Source organism: Acinetobacter seifertii (assembly GCF_016064815.1).
Classification (GTDB): domain Bacteria; phylum Pseudomonadota; class Gammaproteobacteria; order Pseudomonadales; family Moraxellaceae; genus Acinetobacter; species Acinetobacter seifertii.
Genome location: NZ_CP065820.1, coordinates 1,008,283 through 1,033,620 on the forward strand (window position 1 = coordinate 1,008,283; position 25,338 = coordinate 1,033,620).

A 25,338-nucleotide genomic window follows, 5' to 3' on the forward strand; every position below is an offset into this window, starting at 1 on the left:
TATTAAAAAATCAATAAGGTATAAAGAAAGACTTAAAAGGTATAGAGTGGCTAAATTATTGATAAAGCAATTTTTATTTGAGTTAAGAAGAACAGTTAAATTAAAAAAGGAAGAGAAAATTCTCTTCCTTTGATTAGTTTTTAGGCTCAGGTGGCGTTATGCCAAACTGTAAATAAGACTGATTAGTTGCAATGCGGCCTCGCGCAGTACGCATGACATAACCTTGTTGAATTAAATAAGGCTCAATCACATCTTCAAGTGTACCGCTGTCTTCAGCCATAGCAGCTGCAAGCGCTTCAACTCCAGCAGGACCGCCATCAAAACGTTCGAGTAACATGCTCAAATAACGACGGTCTAGCGTATCTAAGCCAGCTTTATCGACATTAAGCATATCGAGCGCACGCTGTGCCATTTCATGGGTCACTTCACCTGTACCTTTCACTTGCGCATAGTCACGCACACGTCTTAATAAACGATTGGCAATACGAGGCGTTCCGCGTGAGCGACGAGCTACTTCTTCTGCACCTTCAACTGTAATCGGTACATCCATAAGGTTTGCAGAGCGCGACACAATGTGAGTTAAATCTTCTACAGAGTAGAACTCAAGACGCTGCACAATACCAAAACGGTCACGTAGTGGTGAGGTGAGTAAGCCCGCACGTGTAGTTGCAGCAACTAGAGTAAAAGGCGGTAAATCAAGTTTAATTGAACGAGCAGCAGGGCCTTCACCAATCATGATGTCTAATTGGTAATCTTCCATAGCTGGATACAGAATTTCTTCAATTACTGGTGAAAGACGATGGATTTCATCAATAAATAAAACATCACCTTCTTCAAGGTTGGTGAGCATCGCTGCTAAATCACCCGCACGCTCTAAAACAGGCCCTGAAGTGGATTTGAGGTTGCCACCCATTTCACGTGCAATAATGTTAGCAAGTGTGGTTTTTCCTAAGCCCGGTGGACCGAAAATCAGTGTGTGATCGAGTGCTTCACCACGACCACGAGCCGCGCCAATGAAGATTTCCATTTGCTCGCGTACAACTGGCTGTCCAATATAGTCGGCAAGTGAAGTCGGTCGAATAGCCCGATCAAAATGATCTTCAGGTTTTTCTGTTCCACTGATTAGACGGTCTTGCATAAGTGTATTTACTTCATCATTGATTTAAGAGCAGCACGAATAATATCGGCTGATTCAGTGTAGTCGGCTTTAACCGCAGCTACAGCTTTTTGTGCTTCAAGTGGCTTATAACCTAAAGATTGCAGCGCAGCTTCTGCTTCTGCAACAGGAGAGTTTGCAGCAAATTGAATTTGAGGCATAGTCGCTGCAGTTGAAGTGCCTTGAGCCAAGGTTTTAAAACGGTCACGTAGTTCAATCATTAAACGCTCAGCTGTTTTTTTACCAACGCCTGGAACTTTGACCAACGTGTTAATGTCGTCATGTTCAATTGTGTGAACCAATAGCTCAACGCTTAACGTCGATAAAATACCTAATGCCATTTTTGGACCAACACCATTTACTTTTAATAAGGTGCGGAAAATAGTTTTTTCTTGGGCATCGCTAAAACCGTAGAGCTGCTGTGCATCTTCACGCACAACTAAATGCGTCCATAGCGTAACTTTCTGTCCTTTTTGTAATTGGCAAAATGTTGAAAGTGGCGTATCAATTTCATAGCCCACACCATTTACATTCAGTAAAACAGTAGGGGCTTCTAAGGCAAACACTTCGCCAATTAAACATCCGATCATTGAATCTTTCACTTATTTGTTAATGGTTGAATAGTAGATGCCATTTGTTCTAAACGCAAAATGGCTTTTAAAATTTCTTTTCGATTTCGTGTGGATTTTATCCATGTAGGTAGACGTGAAAAATAACTGTTATTACCAGTCTGTTTAGTTCTTTCTCTTAAATTAGCTTCAACGAATATTTTTAATTCTTTTAAATGTGCAGGGCTATAAACGTATATGTCTCCATGCCTACTTGAAGTTTTTAGATAAAGTTCAAGACCATAGTGTGTAAAACCAAATTTTTGGTCTAAAACAAAAGCTACATTATATTTTTCAAATTTTGAAAATTTTTGGCATAGATGACATTTAGCTTGAATATACGGAGGGTAAGCTCCTGAATTATTCATCTTTTGATTTGCTTTGAGCCATGACCCACCACAACTTTGGCAACGCTGGTAAGCTGTGGCGTAAAAATGACCATTGTGACGACTCGATATTGAGCTCTCTTCAGCTTTAATTTGATAACAACAATTTAAACAACTAAAAGAAAAAGTTCCTTGATAAGGCGCATTTACTGGTGACAAAGGACTGTCATATTTTAGGATACTCAGATGAGAACATTTAGGACATTTTACCCACTGATCTGAATACATAAAAGATGATGGATAAAGCCCTCTATCAACATGTCTACTTATCATTAAAACAGACCTATTTTATTACCTTGTAGTTCTTGCGCCAAGCTATAAGCCTGATGATCTGAAAACTTACTAATAATATCGAGTACCTGCATAATATTACTGTAGTGGTTATTGCTAAAGCGGGCACCGTACAAATGAAGGATCGACATTAAACGTTGTTCTTTAAAGCTTAAAGATTTATGCGGCATGGTTAATGGTACAAACGCGTCAAGAATAGTTTGCAAACTTTGATGTGCAATAATTTCTAAACCAGACTTCTGTGGGTGTTCAAAGATTTTTTCACGCGCCAGATTTTTGGCTGTTTCAATCCCTTTAGCAATATCTGGTGAGCAGTATTGTAAAAGGCTACCTTGGAGCTGACCTGTAATAATTTCATACTGATGTTTGGCAAAAGCGGTAGTGACTTCATCAACTAAACGTTTCATGACACGACCACGTAATGCCGAAATTTTTTGTTGCCATGTACTACTTGGTATTGATAATTCTTCAGGTTGGCCATAATCTGCAATTAAATTCAGAAAAATGGGTTCAACTTCTTGGTAATTCAGCATATTTAAAATAATGCCATCTTCTAAATCAATGAGGGCATAGCAAATATCGTCTGCAGCTTCTAATAAATAAGTAAGCGGGTGGCGGCAGTAATGATATTCACCTAATTGAATGAGACCAAGCTGTTCAGCAATTTGCTTTAAAATTTCTTTTTCAGACTGATAGCAACCAAATTTGGCTCGTTGGTGTGATGGACGATCACCTTGAGAAGCTATTGTTTTTGAAAGCCAAGGATATTTTAAATACGCGCCTAGGGTCGCGTAAGTTAAACGCATACCACCATCGTCTGGATGATAGTCAATACGGGTTAAGAGGCGTAAACCTTGAGCATTACCTTCAAACTGACGAACATCGGCCTCTTCTTCGGGCGTTAATTTTTTTAGAAAATCATTATGTGATGCATCGTCAAACCATTCACGAATTGCATATTCACCTGCGTGTCCGAAGGGTGGGTTGCCAATATCGTGAGCAAGGCAAGCTGCTTGAATGATTGCGCCAACATCGGCAGGAGAAATCCAAACGGGCAATTCATCCTTTATTTTTTCGGCTGCCAGCATACCCATGGAACGGCCAATACAGGAAACCTCAAGGGAGTGAGTTAAACGGGTATGGATCCCGTCATGCTGTGCTAGAGGGTGAACTTGAGTTTTACGGTTTAACTGACGAAAACTTTGTGAAAATATAATGCGGTCATAATCTTTATGAAATGGGCTTCGAGCCAATTCTGTACTGCTTTTTTTACTACCTAAACGAACTGCAGAAAGCAGTTCTAACCAACGCATTTGTTCCATTTATCATTATTCAAAACTATAAAGCCTGATCATGCCAAAAAAAACTTAAAAGCACTAGCGTGGTGCGACATAGTTTGTCTTAGTTCAGGTTTTATTATGTTATTGAATAAACATGAAACAATTTATTTTTACCTATAATGCTTAAAAAAATGATTTTGAACAAAAAACACATCACTTCTTGCAGAATTAGGTTACAGAATACTGATTCTACATCTAGCTGATTTTAGCAAGACACAGTAGAATATGCGCTCTCTCTAAAGTCACATTGCGGTAAGGTTCACAAGACCTGCCCGTGGAGCCAAAATCAACATGTTTATCGTGGCCGGTGCAGCAGCACATTCTTCTTTTAAGAAAGCTCAACTATTAACACGTTTATCGTCAATTAGTTCTGTTCAATCTTTTGACAGCCAATGGGTCTATTTGTTTGATCAAGCGCTCAACGAGCAGCAACATCAATCTGCTTTGCAATTATTAAATGACGGTGAGTCTTTTGAACTTCGTCAACCTGCAAGTGATGAGATTCAGATTTTAGTAACACCACGTGTGGGTACTATTTCACCTTGGTCTTCTAAAGCAACTGATATTTTCAAGAACTGTAATACGCCAGTTCACCGTTTAGAACGTGGTCTTTTATTTACGTTAAAAGGTGTTTCTGAAATTTCTAATGAAGTAAAACAAGTACTTCATGACCGTATGACAGAAACTGTTTTTGCTCAAATTGATGATGCAAAAGCGCTCTTTTCAGAAACAGCTCCAAAACCTTTAAACTCAATTGATATCTTGGGTGAAGGTAAAGAAGCATTAGTAAAAGCCAACAATGAATTTGGTTTTGCGTTATCTGAACAAGAAATTGATTATTTAACTGAAGCGTTCACTCGACTTGGCCGTAACCCAAATGACATCGAGTTAATGATGTTTGCACAAGCAAACTCTGAACACTGTCGTCATAAAATCTTTGGTTCTGAATGGACAATTGATGGTGAAAAACAACCATTATCATTGTTCCAAATGATTAAAAATACTTATAAAGAATCACCAACTGATGTGTTATCAGCATATAAAGATAACGCTTCTGTAATTGTTGGTTATGACACTATGCGTTTTTATCCAAAAGCAGATGAAAATGGTCATTTTGTTTATAAATATAAGAGTCAGGCTGCTCATATTTTAATGAAGGTTGAAACTCACAACCATCCAACAGCAATTTCTCCATTTGCTGGTGCTGCTACTGGTTCAGGCGGTGAAATCCGTGATGAAGGTGCAACTGGTCGTGGTGGTAAACCAAAAGCTGGTTTAACAGGCTTTACAGTTTCTAACTTAAATATTCCTGGTTTTGAACAACCTTGGGAAGAAAACTACGGTAAACCTTCACGTATGGCATCGCCATTACAAATTATGATTGAAGGTCCATTAGGTGGCGCGGCATTTAACAACGAATTCGGTCGTCCTGCATTAAATGGTTATTTCCGTACTTTCGAACAAAATGTAAATGGTGAAGTGAAGGGCTTCCATAAGCCAATCATGATTGCTGGTGGTTACGGTAACATTCGTCCTGACCATGTAGAAAAAGATGCGATTCAACCAGGTGACTTACTCATTGTATTGGGTGGCCCTGCAATGTTAATTGGTCTTGGTGGCGGTGCAGCATCTTCTGTAGACAGCGGTACAATGGGTGAAAGCCTTGACTTTGCTTCTGTACAACGTGAAAACCCAGAAATGGAGCGCCGTTGTCAAGAAGTGATCGATACATGCTGGCGCTTAGAAGACTTCAACCCAATCGTTTCTGTACACGACGTTGGTGCTGGTGGTTTATCAAATGCTATGCCTGAACTTGTAAATGACCACGAGTTGGGTGCAGTTCTTAACCTTCGTAAGATTCCTTCATTAGAACCGGGCATGAGCCCAATGGAAATCTGGTCAAACGAAGCACAAGAGCGTTATGTTCTTGCAATTCGTCCAGAGTCTTTAGAACAGTTCGAAGCAATCTGTGCACGTGAACGTTGTCCATTTGCCGTGTTAGGTGAAGCAACTGAAGCACGTCATTTAACTGTTGAAGATCCATTGTTCGAGAACAATGCAGTTGATATCCCAATGCAAGTGATGCTTGGTGGTACACCGCGTATGCAACGTTCTTATGAAACAATTGAGCGTAAAGGTAACGAATTTGACGCTTCAAAAGTTGATTTGAAAGATGCGATTTTCCGCGTATTGAAAAATCCTACAGTTGCGTCTAAATCATTCTTGATTACTATTGGTGACCGTTCAATTACTGGTATGGTTGCACGTGATCAAATGGTTGGTCGTTGGCAAATTCCTGTTGCGGATGCAGCAGTAACAACTACAAGCCTACAAGGCTTCACTGGTGAAGCAATGGCAATGGGTGAACGTCCACCAGTTGCATTGTTAAATCCAGCAGCGTCTGCTCGTTTGGCAGTTGCTGAAGCAATTAGCAATATTGCATGTGCAAACATTGAACAAATTAGCGATATCAAACTTTCTGCAAACTGGATGGCTGCTGCTGGTCAAAAAGGTGAAGACCAAGCACTGTTTGAAGGTGTGAAAGCGATTGGTATGGAAATGTGTCCTGCTTTAGGAATTGCGATTCCTGTAGGTAAAGACTCACTTTCAATGCGTACCACTTGGAACGACAACGGTGAAGATAAAGCTGTAACCTCTCCAATGACCGGTGTAATTACTGCATTTGCTCCAGTAGCTGATGTTCGTAAAACTTTAACACCTGAACTTAAAAATTTAGAAGATTCAGTACTTGTACGTATTGATTTATCTAAAGGTCAGTTCCGTTTAGGTGGTTCGATTCTTGCTCAAGTATATAAAGCAATTGGTTCAGTCACTCCAGATGTTGATAGTTTTGATGATTTCAAAGCGTTCTTTGCTTTAATTCAAGACTGGAATAACCGTGGATTGATTCAAGCTTACCATGACATCGGTGATGGTGGTTTACTCGCAACTGTAGCTGAAATGATGTTTGCTTCACGTCTAGGTGTGGCATTAGAAAACCAATCTACTGCGGGCTTATTTGCAGAAGAAATTGGTGCAGTAGTTCAAATCAAAGCAACTGATTGGGATGCTTTACAAGCAGAAGTTGCTGCTTCTAGCTTGAAAGATGCAATTGCTGTAGTTGGTCGCGTAAATAATACAGATCAATTATCTGTAAATGGCTTAACACTAGAGCGTGCAGAGTTACAACAGGCTTGGTCTGAAGTCTCTCATCAGATCCAACGTTTACGTGATAATGTTGAAACTGCTGATCAAGAATTTGCTTTAATTACTGATAAATCACATCAAGGTTTAATTGCAAAACCTACATTTGATTTAAATGAACCTATTGAAGCACCGTTTATTAATAGCCGTCGTCCTAATATGGCAATCTTGCGTGAGCAAGGTGTAAATGGTCATATTGAAATGGCTGCAGCTTTCGACAAAGTTGGCTTTAATACGATTGACGTACATATGAGCGATTTGCTTGCTGGTCGTGTGAGCCTAAGTGATTTCGAAGGTTTAGTGACTTGTGGTGGTTTCTCTTACGGTGACGTAATGGGTGCAGGCGGTGGCTGGGCAAAATCAGTTCTGTTCAATGCGAAGTTACGTGATCAGTTTGAACAATTCTTCCACCGTGAAGGTACGTTTAGCTTAGGTATCTGTAATGGTTGCCAAATGTTGTCACAATTAGCACCGCTTATTCCGGGTGCTGAACACTGGCCACGTTTCCACCGCAATATGTCAGAAGTTTTTGAAGCACGTAGCGTAAACGTTCGTGTTGAAAAATCTGTTTCTGTATTACTTGATGGTATGGAAGGTTCGATTTTACCAATTGCTGTTGCACATGGTGAAGGTCGTGCAGTTGCAAGCGAAGCTAACATAGCAAGCTTGAATGCAGCGAATCAGGTTGCATTACGTTATGTTGACAGCCACGGTAACCCGACTCAACATTATCCATTGAACCCGAACGGTTCACCAGAAGCGATTACTGGTGTAACGTCTAAAGATGGTCGTGCAACGATTATGATGCCGCATCCAGAGCGTACTTTCCGCGCAATTCAACACTCTTGGAGTCCAGAAGAGTGGACTGAAGATGGTGCATGGTTACGTATGTTCCGTAACGCACGTAAGTTTATCGGTTAATATAAAAATTGAAATAAGCCACCGAAAGGTGGCTTATTTGTATGTAGTACAATGCAAATAGAATAAATAGTAGAGAAGAAAAATGAAATCAAAAATCCATTTCCGTGAGTTTGCACTTCTGATGGCATTACTCATGTCTATTGTTTCTTTTTCGATAGATGCTGTTTTACCTGCTTTAGGTGAGATTGGACGAGTATTTGACTTAAAAAATAATAACCAGTCGCAGTGGGTCATTATTGGTATTTTTTCTGGTATGACGATAGGGCAACTTATTGCTGGACCACTATCTGATGCGATCGGCCGTAAGCGCATTTTATTTGCTGGGATCATCATTTACTTTTTGGGAAGTTTATTGTGCTTTACCACACAAAGTTTTGAATGGTTTTTAGTGGGCCGTTTCATTCAAGGTATTGGGGTTTCTGGGCCTTATGTTGCTTCTATTTCAATTGTTAGAGATAAATACAGCGGTGCTCAAATGGCCCGTATCATGTCCTTAATTATGATGGTATTTATGGTTGCGCCAGCGATTGCACCAAGTCTGGGACAGCTTATTATTCATTTCTTTGGTTGGCGTGATATTTTTGTTTTATATATGGTCTACGCCACAGTGGTTGGCGCATGGGTCGCTTTACGATTAGAAGAGACGCTACTTCATGAAAACCGTTTACCTATGCGTTTACAAGCATTTCAAGAGGGCTTTAAAGAAGTAGTGAGTAACAAAACCACCATGAGCTATTTGTTATGTGCAGGCTTTTGCTTTGGTGGATTTATTGGCTATTTAGGAACTTCTCAACAAATTTTTATGCAGCAGTTTGGTAAAACTGGGCAAGAGTTTAGTGCTTACTTTGCTGTGCTTGCGGGTGTGATGGGAATTGCTTCATTTACCAACTCTAAAATTGTGATGAAGTTTGGTATGCGTCCAATCTGTATTTATGGCTTTCTCGGTCTGTGCTTAATTTCACTCATTTTCTTAGGGATTCAACTTATAGGTGTGACTGTATCATTTTGGATGTTTATGCTTTATGCCTGCATTTTGTTTTTATTATTTGGAACTTTATTTGGTAACTTAAATGCGATTGCAATGGAGCCAATGGGGCATGTTGCTGGTATGGCTTCGGCCATTATTGGTGCAGCGTCCTCCGTTTTGTCACTTATTCTTGCCTCTATTATTGGGCAATTATATGATGGGACCTTAATACCAATGACTGGCGGCTTTGCCATTTTATGTGGTTTAGCATTTATGATGACCGTATATGAGAAGAGACAGTTAAAGATTGTAGATAATGCAAATCTTTGATTAATTATGATAAAAGTTTTATTTATATATTATTGTCTTTAAATAAATGAAGAAAAGATTATTAGATACTGCAACTATATTACTAGATAAGTTTGTTAATCATTATCATGATTGTGAGGGATTTTAGGCAATCAGTGTTTTGTATACACATTGTTTTTCACTAGGTGAGTTTTCCTTAACATTTGATCTATTAAATCGTAACTCTTTTATAAATGATGAATTTTTAAAGAAAGTAAATAATAAATTCTCGAGCCATCTAGATGATTATTTAGCAATTCATAAGAAAAAAAGAGAGGATTTGATTGAAGCCGTCATAAAAATTGCATTTGATAAAGATCATAAAATATCAGCAGATACTCTATATGGTGATTATTTCCAAGTTAGAGTAATTCTTGTTGATTCATATATAAGAACTTTTTCTAGATACAATGATGGGTATTGTGTGGCTCATACTCATTGGATAAAGCAAAGAAATTATATAGATTCATTACCAATAGAAGATCGTCCACTCATAGGGAATTATAATTTCTCATTAAATTTATCTTCAAAATCTTTAGAGATTACTGATGTATTATTTAATATTCCTAAAGTTCTATAATCCATCAGCTCGTGGTGACAGCCAATCTTTATACTTATTTATTAACTCATTCCTTTTGGCGTCATTAAAGATAATAAAATCAATACCACCATCATATGGAGCAATAATTATATTTTGCTCAAAAGAAATCATAAAAGCTCGAACCTCATCGTCGGCAATCTTTTTTAATAAATCATTGTGTTCATTTTTTTTCCAAATTTCATTGATGGAGTATGGTCTATAGAAATGATCTTCTTCGTCATCATCATAATATTCGGGATTAGCTTGTGTTAGATTTATTTCTTTTTCTGGATGAAATTCGTATTTGAGCCTTAAAGTTGGATCATATATTTTATTATTATCGCTTTGACTGAAATAATGACCGGTAACAATAAAAATAGAAGCATTAGAATCGAAACAGTCATCAATAATTTGATTATGACGATTTAATAATAATTCATATTCTGCAGGTGTATCTGCATATCTTTTTGACTCTGGAAGGCTATGAATTCGGAACCAAAATTGTGAAAAATATTGTCGAAAACAATGTGAAATTGGAAGTTTATTAGGATAAAAAAACTTCCACTGATTTATGAATGAATTAGTCATTTTTCTTTTGGCCTAAATATTTTTTAACATGTTATTTGATAAGTTACACAAAAAACAATTTAATAAGAAAAATATTTCGATGGGTAAGGTAAATTTATATTAAATTATATTTTAAGGAAGTTGGTTCAATTTTTGCTTTCTCTGTAACAACGATAAAAATCGGAGATCAAAATGATGAAAAACAAAAATCATATGGGAACAATGTCTACAAAGGACAGAGGCTGGCGCTTATTTGGCTTAGCACTTGCTATTCAAATTCTTTTTATTGGAGCAAATTATTTGACACTGATGAGCTGACTTTGATTTAGCGTATTATTAAAAGGTATGCTTTAACATAAGTTCAATATTTTTGGGTCATTTTACAGATGTTAAAGTTAATCTATTACGTACCTGAGTCACATCTTGAGTCGACTAAACAGTCCATATTTGCGGCCGGAGCAGGTGGAATCGGTAACTATGAACACTGCGCATGGCAAGTCAAAGGGATAGGGCAGTTTAAACCAGTGAAGGGCGCTGATCCTTATATTGGACAGCTCGGTGAACTCGAACAAATTGAAGAATGGCGCGTTGAAACAATTGTCCTTGAAGAAAAGGCAAGTGAGGTTGCGAAAGCATTAAAGGCAAGCCACCCTTACGAAGAGCCTGCCTTTGAATTTATCCAAATTTTGGATATTAGTTAAATTGTGAGAAATCTGGTTTACGTTTCTGCATAAATGCCTGTACAGCTTCTAGCATTTCAGGCGATTGAACGCGTTGCATAAAGATTTCAGCTTCATGATCAATACATGCAATGATCTTATCCAGATCATGCTTCATCAATGCTTTTGTTTGTTTTAGTGAAGCAAGTGGTAATGCTGCTAAGTGTTGAGCAGTTGCCTGAGCAGATGCGTAAGAATCTTCAACGACTTCATTCACTAGGCCTGCTTGTGTTGCCGTTTCTGCATTGAATTTTTTTGCAGTAAACAAAAGTTCGGCTGCCTTGTGATAACCTGCTTGCTTAACCAATAGTTGGCTAGCACCACCTTCTGGAGAAAGGCCAAGACTTACAAATGGAATTTGGAATAGGGCAGTGTTGTCAGCAAACACTAAGTCCGCATGTAATAAAATCGTAACACCAATACCAATTGCTACACCTTTTACTGCAATAATCAAGGGTTTCGATAATTTAGCAGCAGATTTAAGGAGTACAAATGGAGGAACTTGACCTGCTGGACCTGCATTAGGATTTTGTACAAAACCCATAAAGTCTTTCATATCATTACCAGCGGTAAAATCTTGTTCAACACCACGTAAAACGACTACTCGTACATCTTTATTTTGGTCAGCTTCATCAAGTGCTTGAGCAATCCATAAGTAAAGTTCGCCATATAATGCATTTTTTGCTTCTGGGCGATTTATGGCTAAGGTGAGTACGCCACCTTGTAAATTTGCTTGTAAATGTTCATGAGGTTGTTGAATACAGCTAAGTGTCATCGTACTATCCTTGCTTTAAACCACGTTGTTGATTTTTAGGTTCTCATTATGGCGCATATTTTTAGTAATGCGGTTAACTGGTGAGTTCATAAAAAGTGAAAAACTCATTATGTATACATTTGACTATCTCGTTTTTATAGGGCGTTTTCAACCATTTCATTTGGCTCATATGCAGACAATTGAAATTGCTTTGCAGCAAAGCCATTATGTCGTTTTAGCATTAGGCTCTGCTCAAATGGAGCGCAATATCAAGAATCCGTTCTTAGCAGTAGAGCGCGAGCAAATGATCTTGTCAAATTTTTCACCGGATGAGCAAAAGCGTATTCGGTTTGTACATGTTGTTGATGTTTATAATGATGAAAAGTGGGTAAAACAAGTCAAATCATTGGTAAATGGTGTAATAGAACCGAACTCAAAAGTTGGTTTGATTGGGCATTTTAAGGATGAGTCTTCTTATTATTTGAGACTATTTCCTGAGTGGATTATGGTGGAACTGGATAGCTTAAAGGATTCTATTTCAGCCACTCCAATGCGTGAAGCTTATTATCGTGGTGAAATCCAAACGGAATTTTTTCCTGTAGGAACTATTCAATTTTTGGATGAATTTAAAAAAACACGTACTTATCAACAATTGCAACAACGTTTTGAAGACGATGACCGCTCTAACTTGGATGAAATTGAATAACTGTATGTGGATTAAGCATCTGCCCAAAAGATAATTCGGTTGGAAAAAGGATCAGTGATGCTGAGTTCAAGTGTTTCCCAATCTGTTTTTTCAACCTGAGGTTTAGAAAATTTATAATCTTTTTGACTGAGTTCACTATGTAACTCATAAATATGTTCCCAATAAATACGGATTGCACTATGAGGACTCGCATCTCCAAAATGCTCAGAGAGATGAATGATGCAATCATCTTTGGAGATTTGTAAATACAACGGAAAGTTATCTTCAAATTGGTGTTGCCAATCAAGCTGAAAGCCTAAGAAATCAAAATAAAATGATTGAGCTAACGCGACATCAAAAATTCTTAAAATAGGGGTAATCGAACCAGATTGCATCATTTTTCCTTTCAACGTGTACCAAATTGTTGTGTCCAGTAACTCTTTTGTTTAGCGGACTGATCCGAAGCACAAGCGATTGCATAAGTTGTAAACTTAGGGTTCATTAGGTTACTACAATGTAAAGGGCTTGCTAGCCATTTTGTCATTACTTCATTTAAAGTTTTCTGTCCACTCGCAACATTTTCACCATTGGCTTTACCAAGTGAATTATAAAGTTTTAAACGTGACTTTAAATCTAGTCCTGTTGATCCAACATGTCCAAGAAAGTTATGTGTTGCCATATCTTGACTATGAGAGAGTGCACCTTGGTATAAATTATTATTCCAACTCAGCGGCGTAGTTGCAGAAAAATACTGCTGACCACACTGGCGTGATTGCTGGCGAATTTGATTAACAGTATTAACAATAGCTTGTTGAAAGGCAGGGTTTTGTAAATCTTGGCAGCTTATTTCTATAGGGGATTTCTGAATTTGTGGAGTAGAAGAGCTAAGAGTCGGAGGCATACTCGAAGAGTTCACAGAACATGCAGTTAAAATAAGACTACAAACCGATAAAATAGAAAAGTTTAGTAGACTCATAGTCATGCCTTCATTTGAATTATTTTAATATTTTTATCATACTCCAAATTGAACTGATTGAGTGATTTTTATACAAGAGAAAAGCGAGTATTAGACTCCCTTTTCTCTACTTAAGTTTATTAAGCTGATTGTAATGTTTTTAAGTTTTCTAGAACTTGTTCAGCATGCCCAGCAGCTTTTACTTTGCGGTAACTTTTAACTAAAGTTTTGTTATGGAAAATAAAAGTAGAGCGTTCAATACCCATTACTTTTTTACCATACATATTCTTTTCTTTAATGACATCAAAGTGATTACAGAGCACTTCTTCTTTATCACTAATCAGATCAATAGTCAGTGCCTGCTTTTCTGTAAAGTTCTGATGAGCTTTTACCGAGTCGCGAGAGACACCGTAAATACGAGCGCCCAAAGCATCAAACTGGTCTTTTAAACAAGAAAAACCGACAGCTTGTGTGGTACAGCCTGGTGTTGAATCTTTAGGATAGAAGTAAATAATCAGCCATTCATTATCGACTTCAGCCAAATTAACTTCGCCGTGTGTAGTAGGAAATACTTGATTTGGCAGTTGAATATTCTCAGACATTTCTTATCCTTTAAAAGTTAAATTTGATCTAATTCAAGTGGTAGAAAAGCATATTCTTCATGATAAACAATATCGAGTTTTTTTACAGGAATAGCTTTGTTAAAAATTGGACCGTCAATGACAGTGGTATGGAATTCGCCGCCCTCACCACATGGATCAATGCCACGGTTTTCAAGCTCTTGTATATATTCTAAAGTTAAAGTTTTACCTAAATCTTCTACTTTCATTCCTAGTTTAAGATTAACAGTAACTAATACACTTTTAAATCCAAATTGAATGAACTCTTCAACCACTTCACGGTGGGGGCGTAGCCAAAGTGGCATGCCTAATTTAAGCCCCACCGTTTGAGTGACACGGTCATGCCAACAACCATGTTCTGGCATATCTAGATCACCTGTAACCAACACCTCTGCACCTTTTTGTTTGGCTTCATTCAGTAAGCTAATGAATTTACTTTCATAGTCATTCCAGCTAGATGAAGCCATAAATACGGGTAAGCCAATTGCTTGCGCTTGCGCCTGAATAATATCAAGTGGCATTGCATGCGAACGAGAACGTTGGCCATGCTCTTCCAGCATAACAATTAAACCGATTACCTTGCCAGTTTTCATAGCGTGGTAGAGAGCAAGAGAGCTGTCTTTACCTCCACTAAATGAGACAATAGACTTTTTATCAGTTGCGTTGGTTTTCCATTGTTCTTGCATGGTTTATTTCGAATGACTAAATGAGTGTTATTTTAACAGAGCTATAAAAAAGCCTGCAAAAATGCAGGCTTAATTTGACTCAATAAAAGCTTATTTTTTAGGAGCTTGTTGTTGAGCTGCTTTCATCGCATCTTCAGTTAACTTTTCAAGTTTAGTTGTTAACTGAGGACCAAAACATGCTTTAAGATCACGGTTTTGTTGTTGTACAAAAGCTAAAGAGCTTGGGCTTTTCTTCGCATTGATTGCGCTTTGAATTTCCCATTTTTGAGCTTCAGTTACTTTACCTTGAGCATCAACTTGGCAGCTACAGAATTTGCTAACTTCAGCTGAACTTAATTTACCGCCTTTTGCAGTTTGGTCTTTACAAACGTTGATTAATGCACCTTTAACGTTAGTGCTTTTATATGCCGCTTGAACTGGGTTTTCAGCTGCATGAGCTGAACCAGCCATAAGTGCAACTGCTGAGAATAAAGATGAAAGAATAAGATTTGATTTTAACAACTTCATAAATTTTACCTACTTATTGCGGTATATAGCGTGTTGGATCGGTAACACCAGCATCGATAAAGCCTTCTTTACGTAAACGGCAACTGTCACACTTGCCACACGCACGTCCTTGAGCATCTGCTTGGTAGCAAGATACCGTTTGGCTATAGTCTACGCCATGTTCAATCCCTAAACGTATAATATTCGCTTTGGATAAATGTAACAGGGGTGTTTCAAATTTAAGTGGTTTTCCTTCAACGCCAGCTTTTGTTGCTAAACGAGCCATATTGGCAAAAGCATCAATAAATTCTGGGCGACAATCAGGATATCCTGAATAATCAACAGCATTGATACCAATCACAATTGCTTCAGCATTGAATACTTCGGCTGCTGCTAAGGCATATGAAAGGAAAATTGTGTTACGTGCTGGTACATAAGTTACAGGAATGCCTTCTTGTAATTGTTCTGGTACAGCAATGTTATGGTCTGTAAGTGCAGATCCACCTAAATTCGCTAAATCGATATTAATAACACGATGTTCAACACCAGCACGTTGAGCTAATGCTTTTGCTGCATCGAGTTCAGTGGTTGAGCGTTGACCATACATAAAACTAATAGCAATACATTCATAGCGCGCTTGTGCCCAAGCTAGGCAAGTGGTTGAGTCTAAGCCGCCTGAAAGTAAAACAATGGCACGAGGGCGCATATTTTTCTCCATATTCGGAATAATTTATTTTATTGAGCGATTAACGACCTGATTCATCATTCCAAAGCAGTTTATGTAACTGTAGTTGGAAACGAACAGGCATTTTATCGTCCAGTATCCACTGTGCCAGATCACGTGCTAAACGTGGTAGGCCAACAGCACCTTTTTCAACTGCAAAAGCAGGGGAGAACCAAACGGTACTGACTTTAGTTTGCAGTTGATATTGTTCAACTTGTTGCTTTGACCATTCATAATCTTCACGGTTACAAATCACAAATTTGATTTGGTCATGTGAAGTTAGATAGTCAAGATTGCTGATGAGATTACGATGTTCTTCACCAGAAGTTGGAGTTTTTAAATCGAGGACTTTAGAAACGCGAGGGTCTACTTTTGACACATCGAGTGCACCACTGGTCTCTAAAGAAACGTCAAAACCTGCATCACATAAACGTTGTAATAAAATTAAGCAATTTGGCTGAGCTAAAGGTTCACCACCAGTCACACAAATATAAGGCGTTTTATATTTTTCAGCCGTTTCAATAATGTACTCAAGTGATAAACGCTCGCCACCTTCAAAAGAATAAGTGGTATCGCAATATGTACAACGTAAAGGACAGCCTGTGAGACGAATAAATACAGTCGGTAGACCAGAGGCATTTGCTTCACCCTGCAACGAGTAAAAAATCTCGGTAATGCGTAAACCAGACGCAGGGTCAGAGACAGGAATTGCAGAGGAACGTAAGGAAGCCATTCTAGAAATACCACATTATATAAAAAATAAAATCTCTACGATCAGTGTTGATCGTAGAGATGAGGAGCGATTAAGGCTCCGCAAGAGAGTTATAACAAATTAGTCAGCGCGTAACAAATCGTTCAAGCTAGTTTTTGCACGTGTTTTTGCATCAACTTTTTTCACGATGATTGCAGCATATAAGCTGTAAGTACCACATTTAGATGGCAAGCTGCCTGAAACTACAACTGAACCTGCTGGTACACGACCGTAATGGATTTCGCCAGTTTCGCGGTCATAAATTTTAGTTGATTGACCGATGAAAACACCCATTGAGATAACTGAACCTTCTTCGACAATAACGCCTTCAACGATTTCAGAACGCGCACCAATAAAACAGTTATCTTCAATAATTGTCGGGTTAGCTTGCAAAGGCTCTAAAACACCGCCAATACCTACACCACCAGACAAGTGAACATTTTTACCAATTTGAGCACATGAACCTACAGTTGCCCATGTATCAACCATTGTGCCTTCATCTACATAAGCACCAATGTTGACATAAGATGGCATTAAAACCACATTTTTAGCTTGGAAGCTACCACGACGAGCAACAGCAGGAGGCACAACACGCACACCAGCAGCTTTAAATTGCTCTTCAGTCCAACCAGAGAATTTAGTTTCAACTTTGTCGTAGAAACGAAGATCACATGACTCGATTGGTTTATTGTCATTAAGTTTAAATGATAATAAAACAGCTTTTTTTAACCATTGATGAACAACCCATTCACCATTGATTTTCTCTGCAACACGAAGTGTACCGTTATCTAATCCAGCAATGGCTTCTTCAACAGCTTGGCGAATTTCGCTTGAGCAATCTGCTGCAGTAAAGTTTGCGCGGTCTTCGAATGCTTGCTCAATGATCGTAGAAAGCTGAGACATGATCTTCCTTCCATAAAAAATTTTAAAGATTTTACACTAATTTGTGACAAGAATCTTTGAAAAAACGTGTTACGTTTTGAGAGAGAGTTAAAGTGAAAAAGCTTATTAGATAATCAAGTGTTTTTTACACAAAAATGATTTGAAAATAAAAATTTAACTCAATTTGTATCAAAAAATAACAGAAATCTAGCAGTTTTTGTATAAAAAAGACTCTATGCTCTTGAATATAATTTTTGTCACAAGCTGAAAAATTAAAAACAGAGCCTTTTCTTGAGGAGAAAACGATGAAAGTATTACGTGTTTTAGTGACAACTACAGCTTTACTTGCTGCTGGTGCTGCAATGGCAGATGAAGCTGTTGTTCATGACAGTTATGCATTCGATAAGAACCAATTAATTCCAGTAGGCGTACGTGCTGAGGCTGGTACCACAGGTTACGGTGGTGCTTTATTATGGCAAGCAAACCCATACGTTGGTTTAGCATTAGGTTATAATGGTGGTGACGTTTCTTGGCGTGATGATGTGTCAGTAAATGGCACTAAGTACGACTTAGATATGGACAATAACAACGTTTATTTAAACGCTGAGATTCGTCCATGGGGCGCAAGTCCTAACCGTTGGGCTCAAGCCGTATATGTAGCTGCAGGTGCTGCTTATCTAGACAATGATTATGACTTAACTAAACGTTCGCAGGACGGTACTATTAAAGTAAATGGTAATAACTATAACTTTAATGGATCTGTGGATGGTAAATTAAGTTATAAAAATGATATTGCTCCTTATGTAGGTGTAGGTTTCTCACCTAAGATTAATAAAAACTGGGGCGTATTTGGTGAAGTAGGTGCTTACTATACTGGTAACCCAACAGTAAATCTTAAATCAAATGGTACTTTTGTTAATGTTAACGGTGCTGACTTTGATAAAGATTTACGCGCTGAAGAAAACAAAATCCGTAACGATGACAAATACAAATGGTTACCAGTGGGTAAAGTTGGTGTGAACTTCTTCTGGTAATAAATATAAAAAAACGAGCTTCGGCTCGTTTTTTTTGTACTTAGTAAAATAAAAGAGCTAAAAAGCTCTTTTATTTTATTCTTAATTTTTATTCATCTGGATAAGCAATTTTCTTGAGGGCTTTAATATCAGCATCAGGTGAGCATAAAGAAATAAACTCATAACCGTAACCACGTAATAAATGACCTTTACGAACAGCAATCCATGTGGTGTTAACACCAAAGATATCAGTTTTAATTTGCTTTAATCGATAATCGCGTTCTGCATCGTAAGCAACATCGTTGACAATTCCGACGCCCATGCCAAGTTCTACATAAGTCTTGATAACATCGGCATCAAGAGCAGACATTACGATATCTGCATCAATTTGAGCGTCTTCAAATGCTTTATCAATTTTTGAACGGCCTGTAAAACCACCGTGATAAGTAATTAGCGGATATTCAGATAGAGCATCAAGATCAATCTTATTGAGCTTTGCAAGCGGGTGATCTTGCGGAGTAATAATACTGTGTTGCCATTGATAGTATGGAATACTTGCTAAGTTTTCTTCAGTTGTTAAAGACTCTGTCGCAATACCAATATCTGCTTCACCTTGTAATAGCATTTCTGAGATTTCAACAGGGCTGGCTTGTTGCAAAATCAAATGTACTTTAGGGAATAGCTTTTTAAATTGATTAACAATTGGTGGTAGTACATAACGTGCTTGAGTATGCGTTGTCGCAATTGTTAACGTACCTTCATCCACTTTATTAAAGTCATCGGCAAGACGTTTAATATTTTCCGCATCTACAAGCATACGCTCCACAATGCTAAGTAGCGATTGGCCCGGTTCAGTTAAACCAAGTAAACGTTTACCTTTACGAACGAAAAGTTGTACACCTAATTCATCTTCTAAATCTTTAATATGTTTACTTACACCTGATTGAGAGGTGTATAACGCGGCAGATGCTTCCGTTAAATTAAAGTTTTGGCGTACTGTTTCTCGGATAATTCTTAATTGTTGAAAGTTCATTTACACTTTTCCTCGAAAGAGGTGAGGAGTGGCTTTAAATTCCGCGACATGATTCCTCACCAAATAATTCCTTAAGCAACTTGATCTGCAAATAGATGAAGTTGAGATGCACTGACCCAAACAGTTTGATTTGGTTTAAATGCATTTTGTTTTGCAGCTTCACTGCTCAAAGCAATCTCAATTAAACGTCCATTACGATCTTGTAATTCCGCCACTACTTTTCCAGCAATCCAGACTTCACGTACAAAAGTTGCTTCAATTGTATTTGCCTGTGGTTGCGAATGAATATGTAACTCATCCGGGCGGGCAAAAGCAATCACTTTTCCTTGCGGTGCCTGAACTGTAGTCGGTAATTCGATACGATCATTGCCAATACGGATAATACCGCCAGCATGTTCACCTTCAAAACGATTTGCTTGACCCAAGAAATCAAATACAAATGGCGTTGCAGGTTTTTCGTAGACTTCACGTGGTGAACCAATTTGTTCAACGTTACCTTTATTCATCACAATAATCTGGTCAGCCACTTCAAGAGCTTCTTCTTGGTCATGGGTTACAAAAATTGAAGTGATATGCAATTCGTCATGCAAGTTGCGTAACCAGCGACGTAATTCTTTACGGACTTTGGCATCAAGTGCGCCAAATGGTTCATCAAGCAATAGCACACGAGGCTCTACAGCGAGTGCTCGAGCTAAAGCAATACGTTGACGTTGACCACCAGAAAGCTGAGCAGGGTAGCGGTCTGCTAAAAAGCCCAGTTGAACTAGGTCAAGCAAACGAGTAACACGTTTTTTAATCTCAGCTTCAGAGGGGCGTGTAGCACGAGGACGAACACGTAAACCAAAGGCAATATTGTCAAATACAGTCATATGACGGAATAAAGCATAGTGCTGAAATACAAAGCCGACTTGACGTTCGCGAACATGGACATTAGTTGCATCTTCGCCTTCAAGTAACACTTGACCGCCATCGGCTGACTCTAAGCCAGCAATAATACGAAGTAGTGTCGTTTTACCGCAGCCAGATGGTCCGAGTAGCGCAACCAGTTCGCCCTCTGGAAAATCTAGGGAAATATTTTTAAGCGCATGGAATGCACCAAAGTGTTTTTCAATATTCTTAACTTGAATACTCATGATTTCATTCCTTACGAATCAGTTGAATGCGGTTCTGGTTTGTCTTGATGCAGTTCTAACCAAGTTTTCAATACCAGTGTTAATAAGGCTAAGAAAGCAAGTAATGAGGACACGGCAAAGGCTGCACTAAAGGTGTACTCGTTATATAAAATTTCAACATGAAGTGGCAGGGTATTGGTTTCACCACGGATGTGTCCCGAAACTACCGATACTGCACCGAACTCACCCATTGCACGGGCATTACACAAAATCACGCCGTAAATTAAACCCCACTTAATGTTAGGCAGAGTGACTTTCCAAAAGGTTTGCCAGCCTGAGGCACCAAGTACAATCGCGGCTTCTTCTTCTTCTGTTCCTTGAGCTTCCATGAGTGGAATTAATTCACGTGCAACAAAAGGAACGGTAATAAAGATGGTCGCTAAAACAATTCCGGGCACCGCATATAAAATCTTGATGTCATGGTCCATTAACCAACCGCCTAACCAACCTTGAGCACCAAAAATCAGTACAATCATTAAACCTGCAATAACTGGTGAAACTGAAAAAGGCATATCAATAATGGTGGTTAAAATCGCTTTGCCTTTAAACTGGAACTTGGAAACAGCCCATGCAGCGGCAACACCAAATATCACATTAATTGGAACGGCAATCGCTGCGGTGAGTAATGTTAATTTCACCGCTGACAAAGTATCTGGATCAATTAAAGCCTGAACATAAACTTCAAGGCCTTGTTTAAATGCTTCAACAAAAACCAAAATAAGTGGCAGCATTAAGCAACTAAGAAAGAAAATCAGTGCAACAGTAATGAGCGTATAACGTACCCAAGTCGGTTCACGAGTCGCATCACGAGACTGTAGCTTTAAAGCAAGTGCATTACTGTCGGTATGTAAGTTCATGTGATATTTCTCCCTGTACGACGGTTTGCCCAGGCTTGCAGTAAATTAATAGCAAATAAAATAATGAAAGAGAGAACTAACATGACCGCTGCAATGGTAGTTGCACCTGCATAATCATATTCTTCAAGGCGAGAAATAATCATGAGCGGGGCAATTTCTGTTTTAAACGGCTGGTTACCTGCGATGAAAATTACAGAACCATACTCACCCACGCCACGAGCAAATGCTAAAGCAAAGCCTGTAAATAGAGCAGGTAGTAATATTGGCAAAATAATTTTAGTAATCGTCTGCCAGCGATTTGCTCCAAGTGCAGAAGCAGCTTCTTCAAGCTCGGTTTCGATATCGCTTAGTACGGGTTGAACAGTTCGAACAATAAAAGGAATACCAATAAATACTAAAGCGAGCGTAATCCCGATCGGTGTATAAGCAACCTGAATACCGAGTGGTTCTAAATATTGACCAATCCAGCCAGTAGGGGCATAAAGCGAAGTAAGCGCAATACCTGCAACTGCTGTTGGAAGTGCAAAAGGTAAGTCTACTAAGGCATCAACTAGACGCTTTCCGGGAAAGTTATAACGAACAAGGCACCAAGCTAAAAGTAGTCCGAAAACAACATTAATAAACGCCGCAATTAAAGCTGAACTAAAGCTCAATTGAAGCGATTTTAAAATACGTTCAGAAGTTAAAATTTCCCATAGTCCGTCCCATCCGATTCCAAATGATTTGATAAAGACTGCGGCTAATGGAATAAGCACAATAAAAGAAACGTAGGCGAGGGTGAAGCCCAATGATAGACCAAACCCAGGCAGCACTCGGGATCGCTGCGACATGATATTTCCTCAAAGAGAAAAGCCTGCTGAAACCAGTAAGCGAATAAATAAAGATAAACGGCGCGGTATAAAGCTGGGTATTAAGCAAATTTCAAAGAGAAATGTGTCTTTACCGGATCAATAGATGAGTGGCTACACATCGAGTCTTCAGGAAGTAGATAATTCAGTAAGTCAGGGAATGGGCCAAAACCAGAAGCAACATTAATATGACCGACTTCTCCAAGATTAATAGGATTTAATTGCCAAGCTTTAGCAAGTTGTAAAGCATCAAAAAAATCTAACCAAGGATCATTTTCACTAATCAGTAGTGTTGTAGGCACATTAATTTTTAACTGATGAAAATAATCTTTGTAGTCAGTCAAGCTATGGCGAGCAAAGCCTGCTTCACCAAAACGTGCCGGATTTGCAGGAGCAACCAAAATTAGTTTTTTAACTTGAGCTTGTAACTCAGGATGCTCAGCTAAAGCAGCAACACTTGTTAAGCAACCGAAACTATGTGCAACAATTTGCACAGGTGCTTGTACCGTTTGAACTGTTTTAACGAATTGCTCAATCCATTCACTTAATACGGGTCTATCCCAGTTTTTTTGCTCAACACGAGAACTAGACACGAGTTGACGCTGCAACCAAGATTGCCAATGTTGATGTTCACTTCCACCTACACCTGGGACAATTACAGAGTGAGTCATGTCTGTTCTCCTTATCGTTAGTAGAAAGAATTACTTCTCTGCACTATTGATTTTCACGATTTGATCGAAAACACCACCATTATCAAAGTGTTGTTTTTGCACTTTTGTCCAACCGCCAAACTCTTTATCAATCGTCACGAGTTTCAATGGCTTAAATACATTGCTGTATTTTTTGAGTACAGCTGCATTACGAGGGCGGTAGAAGTTACGTGCTGCAATTTCTTGGCCAGCAGGTGAGTACAAGTAGTTAAGGTAACCTTTCGCGATGGTGAGATTGCCTTTTTTGGCAGCATTTTTCTCAACAACAGCAACTGGTGGTTCAGCTAAAATCGAAAGAGACGGGGTAATAATTTCAAATTTGCCTGGTTGTTCGCGAACAGCTAAATGAGCTTCATTTTCCCAAGCAAGCAATACATCACCAATGCCACGTTCAGCAAAAGTCGTGGTTGCACCGCGTGCACCCGAATCTAGAACTTTAGTGTGCTTATAAATTTGGCGGACATATTCTTGTGCTTTAGCATCGTTACCACCTGGTTGATGTTTTGCCCAAGCCCAAGCTGCAAGGTAGTTCCAGCGAGCACCGCCAGAAGTTTTCGGGTTTGGTGTAATAATTTCTACACCTGGTTTGATTAAGTCACCCCAGTCTTTAATTTGTTTAGGATTACCCTTACGTACCAAAAATACGATTGTTGATGTGTATGGTGTAGAGTTTTGTGGCAACTTCTTCTGCCAATCAGTTGGAAGCAATTTTGCTTTTTCAGCAATTTCATCAATATCAGCTGCAAGCGCTAATGTCACAACGTCAGCATTTAAGCCATCAATCACTGCACGAGCCTGTTTACCAGAACCGCCGTGTGATTGCTTAAATTGAATATCTTGACCAGTACGCTGTTTCCAGTAAGTACCAAACTGCTTATTAAAGTCTGTATATAACTCACGAGTAGGATCGTAAGAAACGTTTAAAAATTCTTGTGCTGCAAATGATGAAACAGAAAGAAGCGCAGCAATAACCCCAACTTTTAATTGAGAAAAACGCATGAGATAACCCCTCAAAAATACGAAATGTTCAAAACATGAACGCAGAATAGCGCTAGTCTTTATTCTAAAAAAATAATAAAAAACGAATTTAATATGAAAAATATAGAAATATAAAAAATGGATAAGCTATTCTTAAATCTTGATATATAACAAGTTTCAAAAGTGCTGATTAAATCGGTATAATTTTTTAAAATCAGTCATTTATTAATTAAATGAATGGTGTTGTATTGTTGAGCGGTTTTTAAATAAAGGACGGATTAAACATGTGGTGTTTTAAAAATGGACAACCTGTTGAAACCATTCCGTTACTAGACCGAGCATTTCATTATGGAGATGGTTGCTTTAGCACAATTCGTGTTTTTCAGAATGAGATAGAGCTTAAAGCTCGTCACTGGGAACGTCTAAACCTTGCTTGTCAAAAACTAGCTTTAATTGCAAATTTTGAATTAATTGAACAGAGTTTGCAGCATTTATACCAACAAAACCTTGTACTCAACGGTACTTTAAAAATTGTGATTAGCCGCGGTGAAGGTGACCGTGGTTATAGTTTGCCAAAGCATGAAGCAGATATTTATGTCTGGTTTTATCCAAAAGCACTGGAGCAATTCCAACCCGACTTTATACAGTGCGGGGTTTTAAATCAGGCCTTGGGTTTAACCATGCCGAGTCTAGTTGGACTTAAATCTTTAAACCGTCTGGAACAGGTACTGCTAAAAAAAGAAGCAGATCAACAAGGGTGGTCAGAAGCATTAGTATCTGATGTACAAGGTTATATTGTTGAAGGGGTAAGCAGTAATTGTTTTATTCGTTTAAATGATAGATGGATTACACCGGAACTTCGCTATAATGGCGTCCACGGTGTGATGCGTGCAGAAATTTTGGCACGTATGCAGCACCATGGAATTGCCTGCGAAGTCAGAATAATTGAGCTAGATGAAGTACCACAAATACAGAGTCTATTCTTTTGTAATGCTTTACATCCAATGCGAGTAGTTACTCAAATCGGTGAACAAACTCTAGATTCACAGGCGTGCCTAAATTTATTTCATACTCTTAACTTGAATCAGATTCATTAA

General features: G+C 38.5%; 28 protein-coding genes. 8 read left to right on the top strand and 20 right to left on the bottom strand.

What is annotated here, in order from left to right; translation table 11 throughout:
* Positions 1 to 133: 133 nt before the first annotated feature.
* The 4 genes from ruvB to I8T81_RS04795 are packed head-to-tail and all read right to left on the bottom strand — an operon-like array spanning position 134 to position 3,763.
* Positions 134 to 1,138 carry a Holliday junction branch migration DNA helicase RuvB gene (gene ruvB, locus I8T81_RS04780; RefSeq protein WP_004707494.1) on the bottom strand — a complete coding sequence of 335 codons (1,005 nt, stop codon included), beginning with the start codon at positions 1,136 to 1,138 and terminating at the stop codon, positions 134 to 136.
* Positions 1,139 to 1,146: 8 nt separating this feature from the next.
* Complete coding sequence (gene ruvA, locus I8T81_RS04785; RefSeq protein WP_016146147.1) at positions 1,147 to 1,746, bottom strand: Holliday junction branch migration protein RuvA; 600 nt, start codon at positions 1,744 to 1,746, stop codon at positions 1,147 to 1,149.
* A gap of 8 nt (positions 1,747 to 1,754) precedes the next feature.
* A complete protein-coding gene (locus tag I8T81_RS04790) occupies positions 1,755 to 2,423 on the bottom strand; it encodes a hypothetical protein (RefSeq protein WP_198072233.1) in 669 nt (222 codons plus the stop codon).
* Positions 2,423 to 3,763 (bottom strand): deoxyguanosinetriphosphate triphosphohydrolase, encoded by a 1,341-nt coding sequence (locus I8T81_RS04795; RefSeq protein WP_174743547.1) that lies wholly within the window; start codon positions 3,761 to 3,763, stop codon positions 2,423 to 2,425. The genes I8T81_RS04790 and I8T81_RS04795 overlap by 1 nt, the downstream gene beginning before the upstream one ends.
* Positions 3,764 to 4,072: 309 nt before the next feature.
* Between I8T81_RS04795 and purL the strand changes: the two genes are divergently transcribed.
* The 3 genes from purL to I8T81_RS04810 all read left to right on the top strand — a co-directional run bounded on the left by purL (position 4,073) and on the right by I8T81_RS04810 (position 9,801).
* The gene (gene purL, locus I8T81_RS04800; RefSeq protein WP_198072234.1) at positions 4,073 to 7,906 is read left to right on the top strand and encodes a phosphoribosylformylglycinamidine synthase; all 3,834 of its coding nucleotides are present in this window, start codon (positions 4,073 to 4,075) and stop codon (positions 7,904 to 7,906) included.
* Between the two features lie 82 nt (positions 7,907 to 7,988).
* Positions 7,989 to 9,203 carry a multidrug effflux MFS transporter gene (locus tag I8T81_RS04805; protein ID WP_198072235.1) on the top strand — a complete coding sequence of 405 codons (1,215 nt, stop codon included), beginning with the start codon at positions 7,989 to 7,991 and terminating at the stop codon, positions 9,201 to 9,203.
* 139 nt (positions 9,204 to 9,342) lie between these two features.
* Positions 9,343 to 9,801, top strand: a complete 459-nt coding sequence (locus I8T81_RS04810) for a hypothetical protein (protein WP_227602151.1) — start codon at positions 9,343 to 9,345, stop codon at positions 9,799 to 9,801.
* On the opposite strand, the gene I8T81_RS04815 is transcribed toward I8T81_RS04810, so the two are convergent.
* The gene (locus I8T81_RS04815; RefSeq protein ID WP_031981976.1) at positions 9,796 to 10,389 is read right to left on the bottom strand and encodes a DUF3885 domain-containing protein; all 594 of its coding nucleotides are present in this window, start codon (positions 10,387 to 10,389) and stop codon (positions 9,796 to 9,798) included. The two genes, I8T81_RS04810 and I8T81_RS04815, sit on opposite strands and share 6 nt — an antisense overlap.
* Positions 10,390 to 10,560: 171 nt before the next feature.
* Here I8T81_RS04815 and I8T81_RS19010 point away from each other — a divergent pair, with 171 nt between their 5' ends.
* Complete coding sequence (locus tag I8T81_RS19010) at positions 10,561 to 10,686, top strand: KGW motif small protein (RefSeq protein WP_265091522.1); 126 nt, start codon at positions 10,561 to 10,563, stop codon at positions 10,684 to 10,686.
* A 68-nt stretch (positions 10,687 to 10,754) separates the two neighbouring features.
* Entirely contained in the window at positions 10,755 to 11,069 is a 315-nt protein-coding gene (locus I8T81_RS04820; protein WP_068565524.1) for an NGG1p interacting factor NIF3, read from the top strand.
* Here the strand turns inward: I8T81_RS04820 and I8T81_RS04825 are convergent.
* Positions 11,062 to 11,862 carry an enoyl-CoA hydratase-related protein gene (locus tag I8T81_RS04825; RefSeq protein ID WP_107972623.1) on the bottom strand — a complete coding sequence of 267 codons (801 nt, stop codon included), beginning with the start codon at positions 11,860 to 11,862 and terminating at the stop codon, positions 11,062 to 11,064. The genes I8T81_RS04820 and I8T81_RS04825 overlap by 8 nt on opposite strands.
* A 109-nt stretch (positions 11,863 to 11,971) precedes the next feature.
* Between I8T81_RS04825 and I8T81_RS04830 the strand changes: the two genes are divergently transcribed.
* Positions 11,972 to 12,547 (top strand): nicotinate-nicotinamide nucleotide adenylyltransferase, encoded by a 576-nt coding sequence (locus I8T81_RS04830; RefSeq protein ID WP_191016828.1) that lies wholly within the window; start codon positions 11,972 to 11,974, stop codon positions 12,545 to 12,547.
* Positions 12,548 to 12,558: 11 nt separating this feature from the next.
* Here I8T81_RS04830 and I8T81_RS04835 read toward each other — a convergent pair whose 3' ends face one another.
* The 8 genes from I8T81_RS04835 to dapD all read right to left on the bottom strand — a co-directional run bounded on the left by I8T81_RS04835 (position 12,559) and on the right by dapD (position 17,651).
* On the bottom strand, positions 12,559 to 12,921 hold the full coding sequence (locus I8T81_RS04835; RefSeq protein WP_077169592.1) for a glyoxalase superfamily protein: 363 nt from the start codon (positions 12,919 to 12,921) through the stop codon (positions 12,559 to 12,561).
* Positions 12,922 to 12,932: 11 nt separating this feature from the next.
* The gene (locus I8T81_RS04840; RefSeq protein WP_198072236.1) at positions 12,933 to 13,502 is read right to left on the bottom strand and encodes a CAP domain-containing protein; all 570 of its coding nucleotides are present in this window, start codon (positions 13,500 to 13,502) and stop codon (positions 12,933 to 12,935) included.
* 119 nt (positions 13,503 to 13,621) lie between these two features.
* Entirely contained in the window at positions 13,622 to 14,083 is a 462-nt protein-coding gene (locus I8T81_RS04845; protein WP_191010302.1) for a peroxiredoxin, read from the bottom strand.
* A 17-nt stretch (positions 14,084 to 14,100) separates the two neighbouring features.
* Positions 14,101 to 14,787, bottom strand: a complete 687-nt coding sequence (locus I8T81_RS04850) for a Dph6-related ATP pyrophosphatase (RefSeq protein ID WP_198072237.1) — start codon at positions 14,785 to 14,787, stop codon at positions 14,101 to 14,103.
* Between the two features lie 90 nt (positions 14,788 to 14,877).
* Complete coding sequence (locus tag I8T81_RS04855) at positions 14,878 to 15,294, bottom strand: hypothetical protein (RefSeq protein ID WP_004699929.1); 417 nt, start codon at positions 15,292 to 15,294, stop codon at positions 14,878 to 14,880.
* Positions 15,295 to 15,307: 13 nt separating this feature from the next.
* Positions 15,308 to 15,979, bottom strand: coding sequence for a 7-cyano-7-deazaguanine synthase QueC (gene queC / locus I8T81_RS04860; protein ID WP_001247780.1), 672 nt, complete (start codon positions 15,977 to 15,979; stop codon positions 15,308 to 15,310).
* A 40-nt stretch (positions 15,980 to 16,019) separates the two neighbouring features.
* On the bottom strand, positions 16,020 to 16,730 hold the full coding sequence (queE, locus tag I8T81_RS04865) for a 7-carboxy-7-deazaguanine synthase QueE (protein ID WP_191106039.1): 711 nt from the start codon (positions 16,728 to 16,730) through the stop codon (positions 16,020 to 16,022).
* Between the two features lie 99 nt (positions 16,731 to 16,829).
* On the bottom strand, positions 16,830 to 17,651 hold the full coding sequence (gene dapD / locus I8T81_RS04870; protein WP_004699931.1) for a 2,3,4,5-tetrahydropyridine-2,6-dicarboxylate N-succinyltransferase: 822 nt from the start codon (positions 17,649 to 17,651) through the stop codon (positions 16,830 to 16,832).
* Between the two features lie 284 nt (positions 17,652 to 17,935).
* On the opposite strand from dapD, the gene carO reads away from it, so the two are divergent.
* A complete protein-coding gene (carO, locus tag I8T81_RS04875; RefSeq protein ID WP_191011999.1) occupies positions 17,936 to 18,664 on the top strand; it encodes an ornithine uptake porin CarO type 4 in 729 nt (242 codons plus the stop codon).
* An 88-nt stretch (positions 18,665 to 18,752) separates the two neighbouring features.
* On the opposite strand, the gene I8T81_RS04880 is transcribed toward carO, so the two are convergent.
* The 6 genes from I8T81_RS04880 to I8T81_RS04905 all read right to left on the bottom strand — a co-directional run bounded on the left by I8T81_RS04880 (position 18,753) and on the right by I8T81_RS04905 (position 24,262).
* On the bottom strand, positions 18,753 to 19,676 hold the full coding sequence (locus I8T81_RS04880) for a CysB family HTH-type transcriptional regulator (protein ID WP_019457256.1): 924 nt from the start codon (positions 19,674 to 19,676) through the stop codon (positions 18,753 to 18,755).
* A gap of 71 nt (positions 19,677 to 19,747) precedes the next feature.
* Positions 19,748 to 20,809, bottom strand: coding sequence for a sulfate/molybdate ABC transporter ATP-binding protein (locus I8T81_RS04885; RefSeq protein ID WP_198072238.1), 1,062 nt, complete (start codon positions 20,807 to 20,809; stop codon positions 19,748 to 19,750).
* Positions 20,810 to 20,820: 11 nt separating this feature from the next.
* On the bottom strand, positions 20,821 to 21,705 hold the full coding sequence (cysW, locus tag I8T81_RS04890) for a sulfate ABC transporter permease subunit CysW (protein ID WP_002052783.1): 885 nt from the start codon (positions 21,703 to 21,705) through the stop codon (positions 20,821 to 20,823).
* Entirely contained in the window at positions 21,702 to 22,535 is an 834-nt protein-coding gene (gene cysT / locus I8T81_RS04895) for a sulfate ABC transporter permease subunit CysT (protein WP_004699938.1), read from the bottom strand. Before cysT ends, cysW begins: the two co-directional genes overlap by 4 nt.
* Before the next feature lie 80 nt (positions 22,536 to 22,615).
* Positions 22,616 to 23,224: an RBBP9/YdeN family alpha/beta hydrolase gene (locus tag I8T81_RS04900; protein WP_198072239.1), complete on the bottom strand. Its 609-nt coding sequence runs from the start codon at positions 23,222 to 23,224 to the stop codon at positions 22,616 to 22,618.
* Between the two features lie 30 nt (positions 23,225 to 23,254).
* Positions 23,255 to 24,262, bottom strand: a complete 1,008-nt coding sequence (locus tag I8T81_RS04905; protein ID WP_002052521.1) for a sulfate ABC transporter substrate-binding protein — start codon at positions 24,260 to 24,262, stop codon at positions 23,255 to 23,257.
* Positions 24,263 to 24,525: 263 nt separating this feature from the next.
* On the opposite strand from I8T81_RS04905, the gene pabC reads away from it, so the two are divergent.
* The gene (pabC, locus tag I8T81_RS04910; protein ID WP_198072240.1) at positions 24,526 to 25,338 is read left to right on the top strand and encodes an aminodeoxychorismate lyase; all 813 of its coding nucleotides are present in this window, start codon (positions 24,526 to 24,528) and stop codon (positions 25,336 to 25,338) included.

Bases quoted from the DNA above. Each gene is read 5' to 3' on its own strand.
- I8T81_RS04885 (WP_198072238.1), bottom strand. From the start codon at position 20,809: ATGAGTATTCAAGTTAAGAATATTGAAAAACACTTTGGTGCATTCCAT.
- I8T81_RS04845 (WP_191010302.1), bottom strand. From the start codon at position 14,083: ATGTCTGAGAATATTCAACTGCCAAATCAAGTATTTCCTACTACACAC.
- purL (WP_198072234.1), top strand. From the start codon at position 4,073: ATGTTTATCGTGGCCGGTGCAGCAGCACATTCTTCTTTTAAGAAAGCT.
- I8T81_RS04905 (WP_002052521.1), bottom strand. From the start codon at position 24,262: ATGCGTTTTTCTCAATTAAAAGTTGGGGTTATTGCTGCGCTTCTTTCT.
- I8T81_RS04830 (WP_191016828.1), top strand. From the start codon at position 11,972: ATGTATACATTTGACTATCTCGTTTTTATAGGGCGTTTTCAACCATTT.
- cysW (WP_002052783.1), bottom strand. From the start codon at position 21,705: ATGAACTTACATACCGACAGTAATGCACTTGCTTTAAAGCTACAGTCT.
- ruvB (WP_004707494.1), bottom strand. From the start codon at position 1,138: ATGCAAGACCGTCTAATCAGTGGAACAGAAAAACCTGAAGATCATTTT.
- I8T81_RS04805 (WP_198072235.1), top strand. From the start codon at position 7,989: ATGAAATCAAAAATCCATTTCCGTGAGTTTGCACTTCTGATGGCATTA.
- I8T81_RS19010 (WP_265091522.1), top strand. From the start codon at position 10,561: ATGATGAAAAACAAAAATCATATGGGAACAATGTCTACAAAGGACAGA.
- ruvA (WP_016146147.1), bottom strand. From the start codon at position 1,746: ATGATCGGATGTTTAATTGGCGAAGTGTTTGCCTTAGAAGCCCCTACT.
- I8T81_RS04815 (WP_031981976.1), bottom strand. From the start codon at position 10,389: ATGACTAATTCATTCATAAATCAGTGGAAGTTTTTTTATCCTAATAAA.
- dapD (WP_004699931.1), bottom strand. From the start codon at position 17,651: ATGTCTCAGCTTTCTACGATCATTGAGCAAGCATTCGAAGACCGCGCA.
- I8T81_RS04900 (WP_198072239.1), bottom strand. From the start codon at position 23,224: ATGACTCACTCTGTAATTGTCCCAGGTGTAGGTGGAAGTGAACATCAA.
- queC (WP_001247780.1), bottom strand. From the start codon at position 15,979: ATGCGCCCTCGTGCCATTGTTTTACTTTCAGGCGGCTTAGACTCAACC.
- I8T81_RS04790 (WP_198072233.1), bottom strand. From the start codon at position 2,423: ATGATAAGTAGACATGTTGATAGAGGGCTTTATCCATCATCTTTTATG.
- carO (WP_191011999.1), top strand. From the start codon at position 17,936: ATGAAAGTATTACGTGTTTTAGTGACAACTACAGCTTTACTTGCTGCT.
- I8T81_RS04855 (WP_004699929.1), bottom strand. From the start codon at position 15,294: ATGAAGTTGTTAAAATCAAATCTTATTCTTTCATCTTTATTCTCAGCA.
- I8T81_RS04820 (WP_068565524.1), top strand. From the start codon at position 10,755: ATGTTAAAGTTAATCTATTACGTACCTGAGTCACATCTTGAGTCGACT.
- I8T81_RS04825 (WP_107972623.1), bottom strand. From the start codon at position 11,862: ATGACACTTAGCTGTATTCAACAACCTCATGAACATTTACAAGCAAAT.
- queE (WP_191106039.1), bottom strand. From the start codon at position 16,730: ATGGCTTCCTTACGTTCCTCTGCAATTCCTGTCTCTGACCCTGCGTCT.
- I8T81_RS04840 (WP_198072236.1), bottom strand. From the start codon at position 13,502: ATGAGTCTACTAAACTTTTCTATTTTATCGGTTTGTAGTCTTATTTTA.
- cysT (WP_004699938.1), bottom strand. From the start codon at position 22,535: ATGTCGCAGCGATCCCGAGTGCTGCCTGGGTTTGGTCTATCATTGGGC.
- I8T81_RS04835 (WP_077169592.1), bottom strand. From the start codon at position 12,921: ATGCAATCTGGTTCGATTACCCCTATTTTAAGAATTTTTGATGTCGCG.
- I8T81_RS04880 (WP_019457256.1), bottom strand. From the start codon at position 19,676: ATGAACTTTCAACAATTAAGAATTATCCGAGAAACAGTACGCCAAAAC.
- I8T81_RS04850 (WP_198072237.1), bottom strand. From the start codon at position 14,787: ATGCAAGAACAATGGAAAACCAACGCAACTGATAAAAAGTCTATTGTC.
- pabC (WP_198072240.1), top strand. From the start codon at position 24,526: ATGTGGTGTTTTAAAAATGGACAACCTGTTGAAACCATTCCGTTACTA.
- I8T81_RS04795 (WP_174743547.1), bottom strand. From the start codon at position 3,763: ATGGAACAAATGCGTTGGTTAGAACTGCTTTCTGCAGTTCGTTTAGGT.